This window comes from Dokdonella fugitiva (genome assembly GCF_004342425.1).
In the GTDB taxonomy this organism is placed as follows: Bacteria; Pseudomonadota; Gammaproteobacteria; order Xanthomonadales; family Rhodanobacteraceae; genus Dokdonella_A; species Dokdonella_A fugitiva.
Genome location: NZ_SLWQ01000002.1, coordinates 229,867 through 251,596, shown reverse-complemented (window position 1 = coordinate 251,596; position 21,730 = coordinate 229,867). Strand labels below are relative to the sequence as shown.

At 69.2% G+C, this 21,730-nt stretch carries 12 protein-coding genes and 2 tRNA genes; all 14 read left to right on the top strand.

What is annotated here, in order from left to right; all coding sequences use genetic code 11:
- Window positions 1-8 precede the first annotated feature (8 nt).
- Window positions 9-2,888 carry an isoleucine--tRNA ligase gene (gene ileS / locus EV148_RS05340; protein WP_131994641.1) on the top strand — a complete coding sequence of 960 codons (2,880 nt, stop codon included), beginning with the start codon at window positions 9-11 and terminating at the stop codon, window positions 2,886-2,888.
- Entirely contained in the window at window positions 2,888-3,388 is a 501-nt protein-coding gene (gene lspA, locus EV148_RS05335; protein WP_131994638.1) for a signal peptidase II, read from the top strand. The genes ileS and lspA overlap by 1 nt, the downstream gene beginning before the upstream one ends.
- Before the next feature lie 7 nt (window positions 3,389-3,395).
- Entirely contained in the window at window positions 3,396-4,343 is a 948-nt protein-coding gene (gene ispH, locus EV148_RS05330; protein ID WP_131994635.1) for a 4-hydroxy-3-methylbut-2-enyl diphosphate reductase, read from the top strand.
- Between the two features lie 128 nt (window positions 4,344-4,471).
- Window positions 4,472-5,110: a GspH/FimT family pseudopilin gene (locus tag EV148_RS05325; protein WP_158287356.1), complete on the top strand. Its 639-nt coding sequence runs from the start codon at window positions 4,472-4,474 to the stop codon at window positions 5,108-5,110.
- 14 nt (window positions 5,111-5,124) lie between these two features.
- Window positions 5,125-5,637 carry a type IV pilus modification protein PilV gene (gene pilV / locus EV148_RS05320; protein ID WP_158287335.1) on the top strand — a complete coding sequence of 171 codons (513 nt, stop codon included), beginning with the start codon at window positions 5,125-5,127 and terminating at the stop codon, window positions 5,635-5,637.
- A gap of 23 nt (window positions 5,638-5,660) precedes the next feature.
- Window positions 5,661-6,995, top strand: a complete 1,335-nt coding sequence (locus tag EV148_RS05315) for a PilW family protein (RefSeq protein ID WP_158287334.1) — start codon at window positions 5,661-5,663, stop codon at window positions 6,993-6,995.
- Between the two features lie 10 nt (window positions 6,996-7,005).
- Window positions 7,006-7,686, top strand: coding sequence for a pilus assembly PilX family protein (locus tag EV148_RS05310; RefSeq protein WP_158287333.1), 681 nt, complete (start codon window positions 7,006-7,008; stop codon window positions 7,684-7,686).
- A gap of 23 nt (window positions 7,687-7,709) precedes the next feature.
- A complete protein-coding gene (locus EV148_RS05305; protein WP_131994621.1) occupies window positions 7,710-11,954 on the top strand; it encodes a pilus assembly protein in 4,245 nt (1,414 codons plus the stop codon).
- 50 nt (window positions 11,955-12,004) lie between these two features.
- Window positions 12,005-12,415, top strand: coding sequence for a type IV pilin protein (locus tag EV148_RS05300; protein ID WP_158287332.1), 411 nt, complete (start codon window positions 12,005-12,007; stop codon window positions 12,413-12,415).
- A 75-nt stretch (window positions 12,416-12,490) separates the two neighbouring features.
- Window positions 12,491-12,566, top strand: a tRNA-Thr gene (locus EV148_RS05295).
- A 57-nt stretch (window positions 12,567-12,623) separates the two neighbouring features.
- Window positions 12,624-12,698 (top strand) — tRNA-Val (locus tag EV148_RS05290).
- 144 nt (window positions 12,699-12,842) lie between these two features.
- Entirely contained in the window at window positions 12,843-16,286 is a 3,444-nt protein-coding gene (recC, locus tag EV148_RS05285) for an exodeoxyribonuclease V subunit gamma (protein ID WP_131994615.1), read from the top strand.
- Window positions 16,283-19,900 (top strand): UvrD-helicase domain-containing protein, encoded by a 3,618-nt coding sequence (locus tag EV148_RS05280; protein ID WP_241987987.1) that lies wholly within the window; start codon window positions 16,283-16,285, stop codon window positions 19,898-19,900. Before recC ends, EV148_RS05280 begins: the two co-directional genes overlap by 4 nt.
- Window positions 19,897-21,639, top strand: coding sequence for an exodeoxyribonuclease V subunit alpha (gene recD / locus EV148_RS05275; protein ID WP_131994612.1), 1,743 nt, complete (start codon window positions 19,897-19,899; stop codon window positions 21,637-21,639). The genes EV148_RS05280 and recD overlap by 4 nt, the downstream gene beginning before the upstream one ends.
- Window positions 21,640-21,730: the final 91 nt, after the last annotated feature.

Genomic DNA, 21,730 nt, shown 5'->3' with positions numbered 1-21,730 from the left:
AGCCGCGCATGAGCAAGGACTACAAGGACACGATCAACCTGCCGAAGACCGACTTCGCGATGAAGGCGGACCTCGCCAGGCGCGAACCGGCGATGCTCGCCGAGTGGGAGCGCGTGGACCGCTACGGCGAGATCCAGCGCCGCACCGCCGCGCGCGAGCGCGCCTACATCCTGCATGACGGGCCGCCGTACGCGAACGGCGTGATCCACATCGGCCACGCGGTCAACAAGATCCTCAAGGACGTCGTCGTCAAATCCAAGCTGCTCGCCGGCCTGCGCTCGCCGTACGTGCCGGGTTGGGACTGCCATGGCCTGCCGATCGAGGTCGCCGTCGAGAAGGAGATCGGCAAGGTCGGCCAGAAGGTCGACGCGGCGACGTTCCGGCGCAAGTGCCGCGAATACGCCGAGAAGCAGATCGACCTGCAGCGCGCCGACTTCAAGCGGCTCGGCGTGCTCGGTGACTGGGACCATCCGTACCGCACGATGGACCATCGCTACGAGGCGGACATCATCCGCGCGCTGGCGAAGATCCATGCGAACGGCCACGTCGTGCGCGGCTTCAAGCCCGTGCACTGGTGCTTCGATTGCGCATCGGCACTCGCCGAAGCGGAGATCGAGTACGCGGACAAGGTGTCGCCGGCGATCGACGTCGCCTACGACGCGCGCGATCCGCGCTCGCTCGCCGCGAAATTCGGCGTGTCGATCGCCGATGGCGACATCGTCACCGTGCCGATCTGGACGACGACGCCGTGGACCCTGCCGGCGAGCGTCGCGGTCACGCTCGGGCCCGAGCTCGAATACGCACTCGTCGAAGGGCCGGCGCGTGGCGGCAAACGCGTGCTGCTCGTCGTCGCCGATGCGCTCGCGCCCGCGGCGCTCGCGCGCTACGGCGTGGACGAGGTGCAGGTGCTCGGTCGCGCGAAGGGCTCTGCACTCGAGAACCTCGTGCTCGCGCATCCGTTCTACGAGCGCGACATCCCGCTGCTGCTCGGTGATCACGTGTCGGCCGAGGACGGCACCGGCGCCGTGCATACCGCGCCCGGGCACGGCGTCGAGGACTTCGCGGTCGGCCAGAAGTACGGCCTCGTCGACAGGTACCCCGCCTCGGTGCTCAACCCGATCGGCGGCAACGGTGTCTACCTGCCGGGCACGCCGATCGTCGAGGGCCAGTTCATCTGGAAGGCGAACGACGCCGTCGTCGACCTGCTGCGCGAGCGCGGCGTGCTCCTCGCCGCGACGAAGATCACGCACAGCTACCCGCACTGCTGGCGCCACAAGTCGCCGGTCGCGTTCCGCACCACGCCGCAGTGGTTCATCAGCATGGAAAAGGAAGGCCTGCGCGCGACTGCCCTGAAGGCGATCCGCGACGACGTCGACTGGTTCCCGGCCTGGGGCGAGGAACGCATCGCCGGCATGATCGCCGGCCGCCCCGACTGGTGCATCTCGCGCCAGCGCACCTGGGGCGTGCCGATCGCGCTGTTCGTCGACAAGGCGACGCAGCAGCCGCACCCGCGCAGCGTCGAGCTCATGGAGCAGGTCGCGCAGCGCGTCGAGAAGGACGGCGTCGACGCGTGGTACGCGCTCGACCCTGCCGAACTGCTCGGCGCGGATGCGGCGAACTATGAAAAGGTCACCGACATCCTGGACGTCTGGTTCGATTCGGGCACGTCGCACTGGTGCGTGCTCGACCAGCGGCCGGAACTCGCGCGCAAACCCGGCGACGAGGTCATGTACCTCGAAGGCTCCGACCAGCATCGCGGCTGGTTCCATTCCTCGCTGCTGACCTCGGCCGCGATGAGCGGGCACGCGCCGTACGACGCGGTGCTCACGCACGGCTTCACGGTAGATGCGCAGGGTCGCAAGATGTCGAAGTCGCTCGGCAACGTGATCGCGCCGCAGAAGGTCGTCGACACGCTCGGCGCGGACGTGCTGCGCCTGTGGGTCGCCTCGACCGATTACCGCAACGAGATCGCGGTGTCCGACGAGATCCTCAAGCGCGTCGCCGATTCGTACCGGCGCATCCGCAACACCGCGCGCTTCCTGCTCGGCAACCTCGACGGCTTCGACCCCGCTCGCGACCTGTTGCCGGTGGCCGACTGCCTCCTGCTCGACCAGTGGGCCGTGCAGCAGGCGTACGACGTGCAGCAGGCGGTCGTCGCCGCGTATGCGCGCCACGATTTCCCCGAGGTCGTCGCGCGCGTGCAGAACTTCTGCACCAACGAGATGGGTGCGCTCTACCTCGACATCACCAAGGACCGCCTCTACACGATGCCCACCGACAGCCGCGGCCGGCGCAGCGCGCAGTCGGCGATGCATCGCATCGTCGAGTCGCTCGTGCGCTGGATCGCGCCGATCCTGTCGTTCACGGCAGAGGAAATCTGGCCGTTGATCCCGGGCAGGCGCGACGAATCGGTCATGTTCGAAACCTGGTACGACGGCCTCGCCGCTACGCAGGGCTCGCCGGAGCAGCGCCGCTGGTGGGCCGACCTGCTGGCGATCCGCTCCGGCGCGGCGCGCCTGCTCGAAGGCATGCGTGCCGCGGGTTCGATCGGTGCATCGCTGCAGGCGGAGGTCGTCGTGCACGCCGACGCGGCGACGCGCGCGCGATACGCCGAGGTCGCCGACGAACTGCGTTTCTTCTTCATCACCTCGAGCCTCGAACTCGCCGACCTCGCGGCATTGCCCGATCCCGATGGCCGCACCGACGTGCAGGGCGTCGAACTCGAAGGCGCGCAGGTCTGGGTCGGCGCGAAACCGAGCGACGCACGGAAGTGCATCCGCTGCTGGCACTACCGACCGGACGTCGGCACGCACGCGGAGCACCCGGAAATCTGCGGACGCTGCATCGAGAACGTCGACGGCGCCGGCGAAATGCGGCGGTGGTTCTGATGGCGCCACGCCCGAATGCGCTGGCCTGGCTCGCGCTGTCGCTGCTGGTGGTCGGACTCGACCAGCTGACCAAGCACGTCGCCCTGCTCGAGCTGCGCCCGTACGAGCCGCACGCGGTGATCCCGGGCCTGCTCAACTGGACGCTCGCATTCAACCCGGGCGCGGCGTTCAGCTTCCTCGCCGGCGAGAGCGGCTGGCAGCGCTGGCTGTTCACCGCGCTCGCGATCGGCGTGAGCGCGCTGCTCGCGACCTGGCTCGCGCGCCTGCCGCGCGGTGACTGGCGCAACGCGCTGCCGCTGTCGCTGATCATCGGCGGCGCGCTCGGCAACCTCATCGACCGCCTGCGCTTCGGCCATGTCACCGATTTCGTGCAGGTCTACTGGGGTGACTGGTCGTTCCCTGCCTTCAACGTCGCCGATTCGGCGATCTCGATCGGCGCCGTGCTGCTCGTCGTGTTCGGGTTCCTCCTCGGTGGGAAAGCCGCCGCCAAAGGCGGATAATCGAACGATGGAAGTCCTGCTCGCCAACCCCCGCGGATTCTGCGCCGGCGTCGATCGCGCGATCGAGATCGTCGAGCGTGCGCTCGAGACGTTCGGTGCGCCGATCTACGTGCGTCACGAAGTCGTGCACAACCGCTTCGTGGTCGACCGCCTGCGTGCGAAAGGCGCGGTGTTCGTCGACGAACTGCACGAGGTGCCTGACGGGTCGACCGTGATCTTCAGTGCGCACGGCGTGTCGCAGGCGGTTCGCGGCGAAGCGGTCGAGCGTGGCCTGCGCGTGTTCGACGCGACCTGTCCGCTGGTGACCAAGGTGCACATGGAAGTCGCGCGCCACGGCAAGGCGGGCCGCGACGTGGTCCTGATCGGCCATGCGGGCCATCCCGAGGTCGAAGGCACGATGGGGCAGTGGGACCCGGCCAATGCCGGGGCGATCCATCTGGTCGAAACACCCGGGTGCGTCGACCGCCTGCAGCCGCGCAATCCGGAACACATCGCGTTCGCGACGCAGACGACGCTGTCGATCGACGACACGCGTGCGGTGATCGAGGCGTTGCAGCGGCGTTTCCCCGCGATCCAGGGGCCACGGCACGACGACATCTGCTATGCGACGCAGAACCGCCAGGACGCGGTGCGCAAGCTCGGCCAGCAATGCGACCTCGTGCTCGTCGTCGGCTCGCCGAACAGCTCGAACTCCAACCGCTTGCGTGAACTCGCCGAAAAGCAGGGCGTGCCGGCGTACCTCATCGACGGTGCCGGCGACATCCGCCCGGAGTGGCTGCACGGCCGCACGCGGGTCGGCGTGACCGCGGGTGCGTCCGCGCCCGAAAGCCTCGTGCGCGAGGTCATCGCGGCGCTGCGCGAGGCAGGGGCGGGTGGGGTGCGCGAACTCGACGGCGAACCCGAAAACGTCACATTCGCCCTGCCCAAGGAACTGCGCCTGCGCGTAGTCGCCTGATCCGGCGGAAAAAAGCGTCGATCCGGCACCGCTCGTCCGGCAATTCCTACCTTGTGCCTGCGCTGGCTTGTCCGTCCTCGGGGACCTGCGTAGGGTAGCGTCATCCAGGGGTCTTGCCGGGGAAAGCGATGCTCGAATCACGATGCCAAGGCCTGTCGGCGGACCGCCGGTCCGTGCGCGGCTTCACCTTGCTCGAGTTGATGGTCACGGTGACGATCGTCGCCGTCCTGGCGGCCATGGCGTTCCCGAGCTACCGCGAGTTCACGACGCGGATGACCACGAGCAACAACACCAACGAACTCGTCGGCGCGCTCAACCTGGCACGCTCCGAGGCGGTCAAGCGCGGCCGCCAGGTGGCCGTGATCGCCGTCGGCGGCAACTGGTCGAATGGCTGGCAGGTCGTCGCCGGCAAGGCGGATGCGACGGGGTCGATCGCCGCGCCGGTCGCGCCGGGCGCGACCGAGGCCACCTGCCGGGCCTATCTCGACTTCGACAACACGACACCGCTGTGCCCGCGCTTCAACGATCCGTTGCCGGACACGTACTTCGTCCTCGGCAAGGCCACCGGCAGCGGTGCGTTGGACGATCGCGTCGTCTTCGGCAGCTCGGGGGCGCTGGTCGGCTCGGCCACGAGTTTCGACTTCAGCGTATGCCGCCCGAGCGCGCATGCGGATCCGAGCCAGTCGCGGCGCATCAACGTGCGCGCTTCCGGAATCATCACGACCTACCGCGGGACGAGCGATTCGCCCGCAGGTCCCTGCAGCTGACGCGGAGACTTGGCATGCAGCCTGTCACACGACGTGGTTTCACCCTGCTGGAAGTGCTGATCGCGCTTCTGGTGTTCAGTCTCGGCCTGCTCGGCCTCGCCGGCCTCATGGTGGTGTCCGTGAAGACCAACCAGAGCGCCTTCCTGCGTACGCAGGCGTCGTTCCTGGCACAGTCGATGGCCGACCGCATGCGCGCCAATACGGGGCAGATCAACGCCTACAACGGCGACTACGACGAGACGACGGCCGGCGACGAGTCGTGCGCGGACACCGCCTGCGACCCGGTCCAGCTCGTCGCGCGCGACCGCGCCGTCTGGAGCCGTCAGCTCACGCAGCTGATGCCTTCCGGTGTCACGGCGAACATCGACTGCGACGGAACCGTGCTCGGCACGCCGGCGACGAGCGGCGCCGCCACGTACGATGGAACCTGCACCTTCCTCATCCAGTGGGCCGAGGCGAACCTCGATCGCACGAGCAATGCCAGCGCGCCACCCACGCAGACCTTTGCATGGGTATTCCAGCCGTGAACCTTCCGACGATGACTCGCCCCATGCCCACGACGACCCTCGCCAGAGCGCGGCATTCCGGCTTCACGCTGATCGAAATCATGGTCGCGCTCGCGCTCGGCCTGCTGCTCAGCATCGGCATCATCAGCCTGTTCGGCAACACGAGCAGGACGAACCGGCTGCAGAACGGCCTTGCCCGCTTGCAGGAAAACGGCCGTTTCGCCGTGACCACGATGGAAACCGACCTGCGCATGACGGCCGCGCAGTACTGCAGCAACTTCGGTAGCTCTTCCACGCCGGGCACGGTCGTGCCGGTCATGCCGCTGCGCGCGCCGATGGTGCTCGCAGCGAACTTGGGCGTGCCCGATCCGGGGCCCGGCGCAGGCGACGCGAGCCTGGCCGTGATGAACAGCGTCGACGGCAGCGGGTATCCGTCCGCAGCGGCGGCGAGCGGCGGCTACGTCCTGAGTCCACGCTACTCCGTGCAGGGTTACTCGTGCACGAGCGGCTCGTGCACGCCGAATGGGCTGCCGTCGGACCTCCCCGATGCCGGGACGAACGTCGACGACCGCCTGCAGGGCAGTGACGTGCTGACGGTCCGCTACCAGCGCGGCACGGGCTGGTCCTTCCTCAGTGCGGCCGGCGCGGGCGCGGCGTCGTGCGCTGCAGGGTCGACGTTGCAGCTCAATCCGCAAACCGGTGACGACCCCCTCAATTTCAGCGCAGGGCAGCTCGCCCTCGTCACCGACTGCGTCAATTCCACGATCGTTCCCGTCGGCTCCGTCGCCGGCAACGTGCTCACGCTCGGCACGATGATCACGGGGTCGGGCATGTGCCTGAACTCCGGCAGCCACGACATGCGCGTGTTCAATTTCTCGAACGACTTCGTCACCGTGACGTATTACGTCCGACTGCGCGAGGACAACAACCCCGACGCGCGACCGAACAGCCCGACCAATGCCAAGCGCGTGATCCCCGTGCTCATGCGTCGTGAAAACGGCGTCGAGCAGGAACTCGTGCAGGGCGTCGACCAGCTCGCGTTCCGCTACGGCGTGCAGGATGCGACCGGCCGCACGCGTTTCTTGAGCGCCGCGGAGATCGAAGCGGGCGCAGGCGGCCTGCAGTGCACGCCGCCCCCGGATGGCGTGACGAACGAACCCGGTTGCCTCTGGCGTTCCGTCCGCCTCATCGAGGCTCACCTGCTGGTGAACACGGTCGACGAGATCATGAACCTCGATTCGATCAGCAAGACCTACGATTTCATGGGCATCGAGCATGCGACCACGGACACTACGGTACTGCCCTCGGGCCTCAATGCCGGCAGCATGCTGCGCCGCGAGTTCATCGCCTACGTGTCGAACCGCAACTACAACTTCTGAGTCCGCCGCCATGACCCACCGCATTCCGATTACGACGACCTGCCGGCATCAGCGCGGCGCCGTCCTGTTCGTGGCGCTCGTGTTCCTGATCCTGATCACCTTGCTCGCTTTGACGGCGACGGGTACATCGATCCTGCAGGAAAAGATGACCGGCGGCATGCGCAACCGACAGCTCGGGCTGATGGGATCGGAGAGTGCGCTGCGTGGCGGCGAGGCGCTGTTCACGACCGCCGATTACATGGGCAGCAACCCGCTGCCCAAGTGCGCGCCCACGCCGTCCAGCGGTGTCTGCGCCTACCCGGTCGCGCAGTCGGTGTTGTCGAGCGCATCGCAGACAGGATCCCAGTTGTCGCCCGTGGTACAGGCGTTCCGCACCAAGCCCGGGTGGGTGGCCGCACCCGGGGGAACGCCGACCTACCCGCACACGCTGACCGGCTTCAGCGGCGACGCGGAAACGGCTTCACTGCACGCGCAACCGCTCCTCATGATCGAGGATCTCGGTACGGATACGGCGCCGGGCCTCGGGCAGCAGACGGAATCGAGGGATTCGGAATACCAGCGTGGCAGGTTGCTCTACCGCATCACCGGACGCAGCCAGGGCGGCAGCGGAGCGGTGGTGCGCGTCACCGAAAGCACGTATTCGGCGCTCGCGATCGGTAACGCGGGTGCCAATCCCGGTGCTACCCCGTGAGCCAGAGACAGAGGACCGAGATCATGTACACGGCTCGAAAATTCCTTCTCCTCGCCGTCACCGCGTTCGGCGGCGCATGCGTGCTCGCCGCCTCGTCGCAGCCGGCGATGGCGCAACCGGTGATCGCCCCGGGCACCACCGACCTGTTGATCACGCCGCCCGAGCTGACCGCCACCGTCGACCCGAACATCGTCGTGACGTTCGACGATTCGGGCTCGATGGCGAGCCACTACATGGGCGATGGTCGTCCGTTCGACAACAGCGGGTGGGCGTCCCCCTGGGGCTGCGCCGGCACGATCGACCCGCGCGTCACCACGCCCGGCGACATCCGCAGCCATGCGATGAACGGCGTGTACTACAACCCCAACGTGCTGTACGTGCCGCCGGTCAGGGCTGACGGCACCTCGTTCCCGGATGCGGATGCCACATTGCAAGCCGTCTGGGTCGACGGTGTCGCAGTCAACCGGCCCCGTAATCACTCGACGCCCGCGTCGCCCGGCTACCACAACAACCCCGACAGCACCTCGAACGGCTCGGATACGAGGGTCACGAACCTGCGCGGCATCTTTGGAACCTCCGTCACCACGGGCTCGTCGAGCGGGCGCAATGCGAGTTGCCCGTCGAGTGGCGGTGGCACGGTGATTTCCAACTGCAGCTGCAGCGGTTCGGGTTCGAGCCGCCGCTGCACCTGGACAGAGACGACCACGACCGACAACCGGTGGACCTGCGGCTTCGGAAGCTACCCGACTTCGTTCGTCGGGGGCGAGGACGTCAATGCGGGCGGTCCGTACTACTACCGTTTGAAGGATTCCGTTTCGATCGCGGTCGATTCGTTCGGCAATCCGACCACGGCGGGACGTGGCGTACTCTATACCACGGGCAACTGGGAGGCCGTCGCGATTCCCAACACCTCGGCGACCATCGAGGGTGTCACGATCAACCAGTGGCAGAACTTCGCGAACTGGTACGCCTACTACCGCACGCGCAACCTCATGACGCGCACGGCGCTGTCGCGCACGTTCGCCAAGTTCAACAGCAACGTGCGCATCGCCTGGCAGAACATCAACGACGGCACGTTCAAGTTGCCGGCGGCTGCGATCATCACCAAGCTGCTCGACAAGGCCGGCGTGGCCTGCTCGACGATCGATCCTGCGACGTCGTTCGGCGCGGGTGGGCAACCCGACTGCTATCGCAGCGCGTTCTTCAACTGGGTGTTCCAGACCGGCGCCAACGGCACCACGCCCGACCGCGCATCGACGATACGTGCGGGAGATTTCTTCAAGCGGAGCAACACGCAGGACTTGAAGGATCCGTACTGGCAGCTCGCCGATGCGAGCGCAGGTACGCCCGGGCGCGAACTGGCATGCCGCCAGAATTTCCACATGCTCGTCACCGACGGCTACTGGAACGAAAATGATCCGACGCTGCCGACCCCGTTCCTGGATTCCGAAACCAGTGGCACCCTGGGGGATGGCTCCGCCTACGACGCGAGTTCCGCGCAGTCGCGCGTGTTCTGGGATGTCGACGGCAGCATCTACAAGTCGTCGCTCGCGAACATCGCCTTCAACTACTGGGCGCAGGACTTGCGCACCGACCTGGACAACAAGGTCAAGCCGTTCGTTCCCGACAAGACGACCGGCGTCACCGGACCGCTGGTCGATCCGGGCGCCAATCCGTTGTCCAACAAGGAAGTGTTCTACAACCCGGCCAACGACCCGGCGACGTGGCAGCATGTCGTGCAGTTCATGGTCACGCTGGGCATCGCCGGCAAGTTGAATTTCTCCGACGACGTCGATTGCGCCGACGCGCAGAATGACCTTTGCAAGCTGCGCAAGGGACAGGCCAACTCCGCCGGCGTCACGGGATGGCCGCGACCGTCGAACAACGCGCCGCCCGCGATCGACGATACCTGGCACGCGGCGATCAATTCGCGTGGCTCGTACTTCAGCGCGAGCAACCCCGGCGAACTCGTCAACCACCTCGAGCAGGTCATCAACAGCGTGCTGGCGCGCGGTGCGTCGTCCACGCCGCTGTCCGTCTCGCTGCCGCTGCTCGCCGTCGGCACGACAGGCTACAACGCAGGTTACGACAGCACCGACTGGTCGGGATCCCTGGTCCGCGAGCTCATCGATCCTGCGACCGCACAGCCGGGTGCGAATGCGGTGTGGGACGCGGGCTGCAAGCTTACCGGCGGCACGTTCGATACCGCAGCGCGGCGTTGCACGCAGCCTGCCGGTGGCCCGTGGGTTTCTCCTCCGGGTTATCCGGGCACGGCCCGCGCGCCGGATACGCGTCGCATCTTCACCGCGACCCGCGACAGCTCCGGCAACGGCCTCGGCATTCCGTTCCGCTGGAACACGGCGACGCTCGGTACCACGCTCGTCGACGGCCTCAACCAGAAACCTGCCGAGGCCACCCTGTGCAGCTCCGCCAACCTGATCGCTTGCGATGGCTTCGGCAGCCAGCGCGTCGACTACGTGCGCGGCCTGCGCATGAACGAAGCGACGGCCTCGCCGCATTTCCGCACGCGCAGCTCGGTGTTCGGTTCCGTCATCAATTCCAAGCCGTTGTACGTCTCCTCGCCGCGTGGCGGGTTCTACGACATCTACCCCGTCGGTTCGCCCGAGCAGATCGCGTTCGCGGCCGACCCGGATGACGGCTACGCGGCCTACCAGTTCAACAAGCGCGCGCGCACGCCGATGGTGTACGTCGGCTCCAACGACGGGATGTTGCACGCCTTCGACGCCACCACGGGCGAGGAAAGCTGGGCCTACGTGCCGAGCACGCTGATCGAGAACCGCCGCCTGGCGCGCTCGACCGCCGATACGGCAGGGCTCCTGCCGGGTGTCGACTCGCCGCCGCTCGAGCAGGACGTGTTCGTGAACGGCACGTGGCGTACCTATCTGATCGGGTCGTTGCGCCTCGGTGGTCGCGGCGTGTTCGCGCTCGACATCACCGACGTCCCGGGGGGCAGCGCCACCGAGGCGTCGCTCGCGACGAGTATCGTGAAGTGGGAATTCAACAGCGGCCCGACGCGCACGCCCGCGAGCGTCCCGGCGGTCGACCCGGTGTGCGCGGAAGGAGCGACCACCTGTCCCTCGCTCGGCTACACCTATGACTCGACCAACGTCGCGCGCATCCACAAGGACAACAAGTGGGTCGTGCTCGTGTCGAGCGGGTATTTCCCGTCGCTCGTCGGCGACGCGGCGATTCCCAATGACGCGAGCGAGCCAGCGGCGAAGCACACGTCGCTGCTGGTCATCGATCTCGTCACCGGCAAGCTGATCCGCGAGATCCGCACCGATCTCGCGCCGCAGACGCGCCCGGCGGGTTTCAAGACATTCGGCCTGTCCACACCCGTCGTGTACGACGTGGGATCCGATCAGGTGGACGACTACGTGTACGCGGGTGACCTCGCCGGCAACCTCTGGCGCTTCGACATCAGCAGCCCGGATGCTGCCCAGTGGAAAGTCGACCTCATGTTCACCACCTACGGTGACGGCGGCGCGACCACCGCGGGCGACCAGCCGATCGTGTTCAATCCCACGGCCATGCGCGATCCCGTCACGCGCCGGCCCATCATCCTGGTCGGTACCGGCAAGTATCTCGGTCGCGACGACCGCACGAGCGCGATTCCGCAGCAGGCGTTCTACGGTATCCGCGACTACGAGGGCTCTTCCTCGTATCCGATCCGCGTGAACCAGCTCGTGACCCAGTCGATCACCCAGGCTGCGCTGGACGCCAATGGCATCGCCCTGCGCTCGGTAACGGGCTACACGGCCCCGACGGGCACGCTGCCGAGCGGGACGCCGAACATGATCCTGCGCAAGCTCGACACGGCGACGGGCAAGCCGATCCGGGTCGCGGTTCCGGCGAACGGCTGGCGCATCCGCTTGAACGTCGCGGCGGAGCCCGGCGAGCGTGCGGACCGCCGTGCCATTCCCGATTACAGTCCGAACGTGACGGCCCTGTATTCCATGATCCCGCTTGGCGATGATCCGTGCGACCCGGGCCGTCGATTCGGCGTGATGTTCCTCGATGCTGCGACGGGCGGCGCGCTCTCCGCGACCGGAACCGGAAACGTCGGTGCCGTGCTGCGCAACTCGACGCCGATCCCGGACCCGGTGGTGCGCGAAGGTGGCGGGGAAATCATGATCCCCGGGCTGCCCCCGTCGATCAGCGGGACGATCAACGATGCGATCAATGCGGCGTACACGCCTGCGCCGTGGCACCGCGGCGCATGGAAGGAACTGCTCGATCTGCAATGACATGGCCGGCCGCCCGCTGTCGCGGGCGGCCCTCAAGCGTGGGGACGCACATGAACCGGAAGGTCAGGGGATTCACATTGATCGAACTCGTCGTCGTGGTCGCGATCGTCGCGATCCTCGCGATGATTTCGTACCCGAGTTACCGCAATTACGTCCTGCGCGCGCATCGCGCCGACGGCAAGGAACTGGCGATGCGGATCGCAGCGGCGGAGGAGCGTTTCTTCACGAACAGGAATCGCTATACCAACGACATCACGGGCGCCACCGGCCTCAACATGCAGGACGTGTCCGAGAAGGGCTATTACAAGGCGTCCGTGCAGACCGGCAACGGCGACCAGACCTTCGTGCTGACCCTGGATCCGCAAGGCATGCAAGTGCCCGACAAGTGCAAGAAGCTCACGATCAACAATACGGGCTTCAAGGACAAGACGGGCGACGAATCGAACGGCAAGTGCTGGTGAAGCCGCGGGCCGGCCTGCGGCCGCCGGGCGAGAGGTTGTCGCCTTGCCGCCGAATGTCTATACTCCGCGCCCCTCGCCGGAGTAGCTCAGTTGGTAGAGCGGCGCATTCGTAATGCGTAGGTCGGGGGTTCGAATCCCTTCTCCGGCACCAATCGTCGCATTCGAACGCAGGGTCCATTCCCCGCGTTCGCGTCGACCCGCGGCACCGGGGCGGTTAGCTCAGCGGTAGAGCATTGCCTTCACACGGCAAGGGTCGCAGGTTCGATCCCTGCACCGCCCACCAATCCTGCGGCGGCCTCCGGGCCGTTGCGCGACGAAAGCCGCCCCCGGGCGGTTTTTTCGTTCCTGCGCTGGCGTCTTGCGTCGCGAGACGTGACGCCGCTACAAGGAATCCTTCCGGACCGAACCGGCCCGGCGGAGGAAGGCGTTGAGCGAGCACGGACTGATCGTCCACCGCGGCAGCCGCGTCGAGCGGCTGGCACAGACGCTCGCCGCGCATCTCGAGGCGGAGCTGCCGGCCAATCCCTTGCAGCCGCAACGCATCGTCGTGGCCCATCCGGGCATGCAACGCTGGCTGCTCGGGTTCCTCGCGCGGCGGCCGCCCCCGCGCGGCGGGCATCCGATCGCGGCGAACGTCGAAATGGTCCTGCCATGGCAGTGGCTGCTCGCCTGCGCGCGCGAGTTCGAGCGCGATGCCCCGCCGGGGGACGAGGTCTGGCGCGGGGATGCGCTGCGCTGGCTCATCCTGGATGCCTTGGAGAAGGAGCCGCCGGCTGCGATCGCCGGCGCGGATACCGACCCGCGGCGCCGTTTCCGTTTCGCCGACCATCTTGCCGGCATGTACACGCAGTACCTGATCTACCGCGCCGACTGGATCCGCGAATGGGAACGCGATCCCCGCGCCGCGGCCGACTGGCAGGCCGCGCTGTGGCGCGAAGTCCGCAGGCGCGCGCCGGGCCCGCATCGCGTCGATCGCATGGAGCGCCTGCTGGCCGACCTGGCGCGCGACACGCGCGGGCGGCCGCCACTGCACGTCTTCGGCGTGAGCCACCTCGCGCCCGACGTGCTCGCCGCGCTGCGCGCGATCGCCGCACGCAGCGCGGTGCACCTGTACTTTCCGGACCCCTGCCGCGAGCACTGGAGCTACCTGCGCGACCGACGCGAACTCCTGCGCCTCGAGACGGATCCACAGGAACTCTATTTCGAAGTGGGGCATCCGCTGCTCGTCGCGCTCGGCCACGTCGCGCAGGACTTCTGCCTCGTGCTCGACGACCTCGACGCGATCGAGGAGCGCGATCGCCTCGACGAGGAAGAGGTCGTGCGACCCGACGCCGCACTGCTCGATCGGCTGCAGGCGAGCATCCGCTGCATGCAGCCGGACGAGGTCGGAGCCGCGTTCCGCGAATCGCTGCCCGCCGCGGCGGAAGAGGACGATGCGTCTGCCCGCGACGCGCTGCTCGAGGCGAGGCTGCGGCCCCTCCGCGCGGACGCGAGCCTGCGCGTGCATGCGTGCCATACGCGCCTGCGCGAACTCGAAGTGCTCAAGGACGCGCTGCTGCGCGCGCTCGCCGACGACCCGCGGCTGCGTCACCGCGACATCGTCGTGATGGCCCCGGACATGGCCGCCTATGCGCCGTACCTGCCTGCGGTGTTCGGCGAGCCGGCGCGCCAGGTGCACGATCCGCTGCACGTGCCCTGGCACATCGCCGACATCGGCCTCGCCGGTTCCCACCCATTGATCGGCGCATTCACGCGCTTGCTCGACCTTGCAGAGGGGCGGTTCGCGGCCAGTGACGTACTCGGCCTGCTCGACGTGCCGGCGATCGCGCGCCGCCACGGCTTCGACGAGGCGGGCAGGGAGGTGCTCGAGCAATGGCTGCGCCGCGCGCGCGTCGCCTGGGGGCTGGATGCGGACATGAAGGCGCAGGTGGGCGGTGCCGCGGTTGCCATGAACTCGTGGCAGTTCGGCTTCGACCGCCTGTACGCCGGCCTCGTCGTCGGCAACGAGGGCGATGACGTACTCGTCGACGGCGTGCTGCCGCTCGACGGCGTTTCCGGCGGCGCGACCAGCTCCATCGGCCAGCTCGACCGCTTGCTGGCGGAGTTGCGCCGGCTGCGCACGGGCTTCACCCAGGTGAGGCCGCTCGCGGACTGGTCGGCATGGCTCGCCGAGCGCGTCGATGCATTGTTCCTCGTCGATCCGCGCGACGACGCGGAGCGCGCCGCGGGCGAGGCACTGCGGCGACGCATCGCCGACCTCGCGCGACAGGCGCGCGACGCCGGTGTGGCCACGCCGCAGCCTTGGCCGGTCGTGCGCGAAGCCTTGCTCGGCATGCTCGCCGAACTGCCCGAGCGGCAGGCCTTCCTGCTAGGTGGCGTGACGTTCTGCGGCCTCGTGCCGCAGCGATCCATCCCGTTCAAGGTCGTCTGCCTGCTCGGCATGAACGAGGGGGAATTCCCGCGCAGTGGCAGCGATGCAGGCCTCAACCCCATGGCGACCCGGCCGCGTCGCGGCGATCGCGACACGCGCAACGAGGATCGCCATCTTTTCCTCGAGGCGCTCATGGCCGCGCGCGAGCGCCTGCACGTCAGCTACGTCGGCATCGGCGTGCACGACGGCAAACGGCGCAACCCGGCCACGCCGCTGGCGGAGCTGCTGCAGTTCCTCGACGAGCAGCACGCCATCCCGGTTTCCTCGGAGGTCGCCCGCCCGTGGCACGTTGCGCATCCGTTGCAGCCGTTCGATGCGCGCTACTACGAACGCGATGCGCGCGGGGCGCCTGCGCACGACGAGCGCCTCTTTTCGTACGACCGGACGTGGCTCGTGCCCGCGCGCGACGAAGCGACGCTCGCGCGCTCGCCGTTCATCGAGCCGGCGCCGCCGGCGGGCGCGGCGATCAGCAACGCCGAGGTCTCGCTGCAGGCATTGCGGCGTTTCTGGCGCGATCCCGCGCGTGGCGCACTCGACGCGGCGGGAATCGGCCTCGACGTGCTCGACCAGGAAGCATGGCCCGATCGCGAGCCGCTCGAATCGCGCGTCGCTCCGCTCGAGCGATTCGACCGACGCCTTTTGTTCGACGCACTTGCCGCCGGCGACGCCGCATTGCCCGACGCGCCGCCGCGTTGGCTCGCCGGCTCGGGCCAGTTGCCGGTCGGCGCGATCGGCGCCGCGACGTATGCCGCGGTGCGCGAGGCGGTGAACGCGATGCTCGGCACCGCGCGTGACTGGCTCGCGGGGGCTGTGCGCACCGATCCACTCGCGGTCGATCTCGACCTCGGCGACGGCATCCGCCTCGCCGGTCGCATCGATCGCCTGTTCCGCCGCCCGGATGGCCGCCTCGCCTTGTTCGACGTGAAGCCGTCCGGCGAATCCGGCCTGCGCGAGTGGCTCGCGTTCCATATCGACTGGGCCGCGTTCCGCCTCGCCTGCGACGAGCAGGCCACGGCCATGTTCCTCGATTACGACAAGGATGATCGCCGCGCGACGCCGCCGGACTGGCTTGCGTCGATGCTCGGCCAGGATCCGGCCCGCCTGCGCGCCGGCTTGCGCCGCCTCATCGGGCTGTGGCGCAGCAGCGAACGACAGCCGCTGCTGTTCTTCCCGCGCACCGCCTGGGCTTACGCGACCAGCTTGCCGGACAAGCGCCTCGAGGTCGCACGCGAGTGCTGGCTCGGAACCGAGAACGTGCGCCAGGGCGAACGCGACTACGCACCGGGCCATGCACGCCTGCTCGCGCGCGACCTCGACCTGTTCGAGGAGGAAACACGCGAGCATGCGGTCTTCGTGGCGACCGTCACCGCGGTCGCCGACGTGCTCGATCCCGCGCACGCGGTGCTGTTCGCGCCGCCACGACGTGGACGCGCCGCATGATGCCGACGCCCGTGCATGCGCCGCTGCAACCGCTCGACTGGCGCACGATGGCGCTCGATGGCCGTGCGCTGATCGAGGCCAGCGCCGGCACCGGCAAGACCTGGAGCATCGGCCTCGTCTACCTGCGCCTGCTGCTCGAACGCGACGTCGGCGTCGACCGCATCCTGGTCGCGACGTTCACGGTGGCCGCTGCGCAGGAGCTGCGCGAGCGGCTGCGCCAGCGCATCGTGCAGGCGGAACAATGGTTGCAAGGCCACGTCGACGGCGCGCACGACGCAGCGATGGCCGAGTCGCCGCTCGACGCCTATCTGCGCGAATGCTGCAGCGAAGCGGGCTGGGCAGAGCGCGCCTTGCGTCGCATGCGCGTCGCGCGAGCCGACATCGACCGCGCGCCGATCTCGACGATCCATGCGCTGTGCCAGCGCATCCAGCGTGATTTCCCGCTCGAGAGCGGCGCCGCATTCGGCGAGGAGCGCCTCGTCGTCGACGAGGACCTGCGGCGCGAATGCGTGGAGGACTTCTGGCGCCGCCGTTACCTCGACGATGCCCTGGACACAGGCGAGGATGCCGTGCTGTTCCGCGATGGCCCGGAGGGGCTGCTGCGCGACCTCGGCACGATTGCGGCCTCGGGCGATGCGTGGATCGAGCCGGACGGTCTTGCCGCGATCGGCCCGCGCGTCGAACGGATCGCGACCGCGGGCAACGTGGAAGAACTGCGCCGGCTCGCCGGCGACGAACGACTTTATGACGGCCGCAAGCGCGCGCTGGCCGAGCGATTGCAAAAGGTGGCAGCGGTGCTCGAGGCCGCGCCCGTTTCCCCCGACGCCCTGGCGGATACCCTGGACGAGTACTTCACGGAGGCGAAGATCGAGCAGCAGCAATCGGCCACGGCGCCGCTGCGCCTGCGCGAGCATCCGTTGGTGCGCGAACTGCTGGCGCTGCGCGGAATGCTCCGCGCACGCACGACGCTTGCCCGCGGCATCGTGCTCGCGGCGGCAGCGGAGGCCTGCCGCAGCGGTGTGCCGGAGCGCGCGCAGCGCCGCGGCGTGGCGACGTTCGCGATGCTGATCGACCGCATCCACGCGCGCCTCGCCGACCCCGTGCACGGCGCCGTATTCGCCGACCGGCTGTTCGACGCCTTCCCGGCGGCGCTCATCGACGAATTCCAGGACACCGACGCGCGCCAGTACGCGATCTTCGATCGCATCTACCGCGACGCCAGCGGCAGCGTGCGCGGAAGCCTCGTCATGATCGGCGACCCGAAGCAGGCGATCTACGGGTTCCGCGGCGGCGACATCGGTACCTATCTCGCGGCAAGCCGGCAGGCAGGCGCGCGCTATTCGCTGGCGACCAACCAGCGCTCCGCGCGCCGGCTCGTCGATGCGCTCAACGCGCTGTACGGCGACCGCGGCGGTTTCGGCACGGCCGGCATCGACTACCAGCCGGTGAGCGCCGCCGGCCGCGCCGACCGCAAGCCGTATTGCATCGATGGCCAACCGCTGGCACGGCCGCTCACCCTGCATCTGTTCGCCACCACCGACGCGAAAGGCGGGTTGCCGAAGGTCACGCGCCTGCACGAGCAGGCACTCGACGACTGTGCGGACGACATCGCCGCGCGCCTCGGCGATCGTTCGCAAACGATCGACGGCCGGCCGCTCGTCCCCGGCGACATCGCCGTGCTCGTGCCCACCAACCAGGACGTGATCGCGATGCGCCGCCGCCTGCGCGAGCGTGGCGTGCCGTGCGCGGGCGGCGGACGTGGCAGCGTGTTCGACAGCGAGGCCGCGTCCGACCTCGAGTTGCTGCTGCACGCGGTGATCGACGCGGAGGACGAGCGCGCGGTGCGCGCGGCGCTCGCGACGCGCCTGCTCGGCGCCGATCTCGCCATGCTGGAGCGATGGAACGAGCAGCCGGCGGAATTCGAGCGCGAGATCGAACGCTTCGCGGAGTGGCGCGAGCTCGCGCGCCGCCGTGGGGTGCTCGCCCTGCTGCGAGCCGTGCTCGAACGACGCGCGGGCGCGCTGCTCGCCGGCGTCGACGGCGAGCGCATGCTGACCGACCTGCGCCATCTCGGTGAATTGCTCGCCGCCGAGGAAACGCGCGTGCATGGCCTCGAGGGTCTGCTCGCCTGGTTCGCGACGATCCGCCGCGACAAGGGCGACGACGACACGGCGGCGACCGACGCGCGCCAGCTGCGCATCGAAAGCGACGCCGCGCGCGTGCAGATCGCCACGATCCACGCGAGCAAGGGCCTCGAATACCCGGTCGTCTACCTGCCGCTCGCGTGGCGCGTGCAGGACCTTTCCGGGCCGCGCGCGCCGCGCGTGCTGCGCTTCCGCGACGACGCGGGTCGGCTGTGCATCGACCTCGGCTCGGCCGGATTCATCGCCCATCGCGCGCGCCATCATCGCGACGCGCTCGACGAGCGCCTGCGCCTGCTCTACGTCGCATTGACGCGCGCGGTGCATGCGCTGCACGTGTACTGGGTCGATCGCAATTGCCTTCCCGCCGACGGCCGCGTCGACGATGCGCAGGCATGGGAGGTGCCTGCAATCGACCTGCTCATCGACGCGGCGCTGCGCCGCGAGGGCATCGTCCGCAGCGTGCAGGGGCTGCACGAGTTCGCGCGGCGAACCGGGGTCATCGAGGTTGCCGGCCCCCGTGCGGGGGGCGCATCCGTGTTCCGCGCCGAACAGGCCAAGCCCGTCGCGCGCGCGGTGCAGGGTCCCGCGCCGCAGCTGCGGCGCTTCGAGTGGCAGCACAGCTTCAGCTCGATCGTGCGCGGGGTCGCCGCGCGCGTGCTCGACGAGGCCGGCGCAGCCGACGAGCCGGTCGCGGCGGACGAGGTCGAGTCGTCGCCGGTCGAGGATCCGCGCCTGTCCGCGCTGCAGGCATGGCGCGGCCCGCGCTTCGGCGATGCCGTGCACAAGCTGTTCGAACGCGCCGAGCCGCACCCGTTGTGGCCGGCGCAGCGCGCCCTCGTCGAACACGAACTGCTCGCACAGGGGCTGCGCACCGTCGCCGGCGACGCCGTCGCGGTCGAGCGCATCGCGCGCATGGTCGACCGCTGCCGCGGCGCCGATCTCGGTGGCGGGTTCGCGTTGGCCGCGCTGCAGGACGGCCAGCGCGTCGCCGAATTCGAGTTCCAGTTCCCGGTGAACGACGTGTCGATCGCACGCCTGCGCGAGCTGTGCGTGCAGCACGGCGCCGCGGACGTCGTGCCGGCGCTGCTAGAACGACCGGTGCTGAACGGCATGCTCAACGGCTACATCGACCTCGTGTTCGCCCGGGACGGCCGCTACCACGTGCTCGATTACAAGACGAACTGGCTCGGTGCGTCGCTCGCCGATTACGCGGGTGTCGCGCTCGACGAGGCGATGCGCGCGCATCACTATCCGCTGCAGGCGCTGCTGTACACGGTCGCGCTGCACCGCTACCTGCGCCAGCGACTGCGCGGCTATGACGCCGCGCGCGACCTCGGCCACAGCTGGTACCTGTTCGTGCGCGCGCTCGGCTTCGAACCCGGCAGCGGCGTCTGGCGCCGACACTGGCCCGCGCAACTCGTCGAGGCACTCGACGACGCGTTCGCCGGTGCGGACGAGGTGATCGCATGAATGCGCCGGCCGAACGGGCGCTCGATCTCGGCCTCGCCCAGTGGGTGCGCGACCGCACCGGTTGCGAGGTGCTCGCACGCGCCGCGCAGGCGGCGAGCGCCGCCGAAGGCGACGGGCACGCGTGCGCGCGGCTCGTCGAATTCGACGACGGCGAGATCGGCACGCTGCGTGCCCACGCCTGGGTCGGCGACGGCAGCGCGTTCAAACCCTTCGTGCTCGATCGCGAGCGGCGGTTCTGGCTGTGGCGCAACTGGCGCCACGAACAGCGCCTCGCCGACGCGTTGCTCGCGCGCTGCGCCGCGCGGTCACGTCCGCTCGACGACGCGGCGCTCGCACGCGACGCGGGCATCCTGTTCGCCGGCAGCGACGCGGCGTCCACGGCCGACCAGCGCGCAGCGGTGGCCGCCGTCGCCGGTACGCGGCTGTTCGTGCTCACCGGTGGGCCCGGCACGGGCAAGACGACGGTGGTCGTGCGCATGCTGCTCATGTTGCTGCGGCACGCGACCGCCTGCGGCCTGCCCGCGCATCCGCTTGTCGCACTCGCGGCGCCGACCGGAAAGGCGGCGCAACGCCTCGCGCAGGCGATCGCGCGCGGCAAGGAGGACCTCGCGCCGCACCTCGCCGGAACCGCGTTCGACGGACTGCTCGAGGCGATTCCGCACGAACAGGCACAGACACTGCATCGCCTGCTGGGTTACCAGCCGACGCGCAATCGCTTCTCCTACGACGCCGGCCATCGCCTGCCGGCGCACATCGTCGTCGTCGACGAGGCCTCGATGGTCGATCTCGCGACGATGCGCCAGCTCGCCGAGGCGTTGCCCACGTCGTCGCTGTTGATCCTGCTCGGCGACCCGGACCAGCTCGCCTCGGTGGATGCCGGATCGGTGCTCGCCGACGTCGTCGCGGGGGCCGCCGCGCCCGCATCGCCGCTGCGCGGCCATGTCGCGGCCTTGCGTCACGTGTGGCGCGCAGGCGGCGACCTGCAGCAGGCGATCCAGGCCTTGCGTGACGGCGAGGCAGGCTGGGCCGCGCGGTCCCCGGACGCCGCCGCAGGCGCGTCGCTGCGCACCTGTGCGGACGCCGCCGCCCTGCATGCGTGCATCGACGCCTGGCTGGACCGGCATGCGCCGGCGCACGCCCGGCTGTTCTCGAGGTCGATCGAGCCGGCTTCGGCGTTCGCCATGTTGCGCGAGAGCCAGGTGCTGTGCGCGCTGCGCGATGGACGCTTCGGCGCCGCTGGCGTCAATGCGCGCATCGGCGAGCGACTCGGCTTGCGCCACGGCTTCGACGCGACGCAGGCCTGGTACCACGGTCGCCCGGTCATCGTCACGCGCAACGATTACGCGCATGGACTGTTCAACGGTGACATCGGCATCGCGATCGCGGGCGAGGATGGCTTGCGCGTATGGTTCGAGGCGGCGGGCCGCGACGGAGGCGCGTTGCGCGGTTTCTCGCCGCGCGTGCTGCCCGCGTGCGAGACGGCATGGGCGATCACGATCCACCGCAGCCAGGGGTCGGAGTACGACGAGGTCGCCGTGGTGTTGCCGCCCGACCCCGCGCATCGGCTGCTCAGCCGCGAACTCGTCTACACCGCGATCTCGCGCGCGCGCCGCCGCGCCGAGCTGTGGACCACGGCGGCGGCGTTGCAGGCGGCCCTCGCACGACGCGTCGAGCGCCACGGCGGCCTGCGCACGCGCCTTGGCGGGCCGGCGCGGCCGCTGCAGGGCAGCTTGTTCTAGCCGCGGCGGCATCTGGAGCGCGGAGCGCTGCGCTGCTAACCTCGTTTCCCCCGCCGATATGACCAGGCAGCGCAGTCCGCGCCGCCGCAGC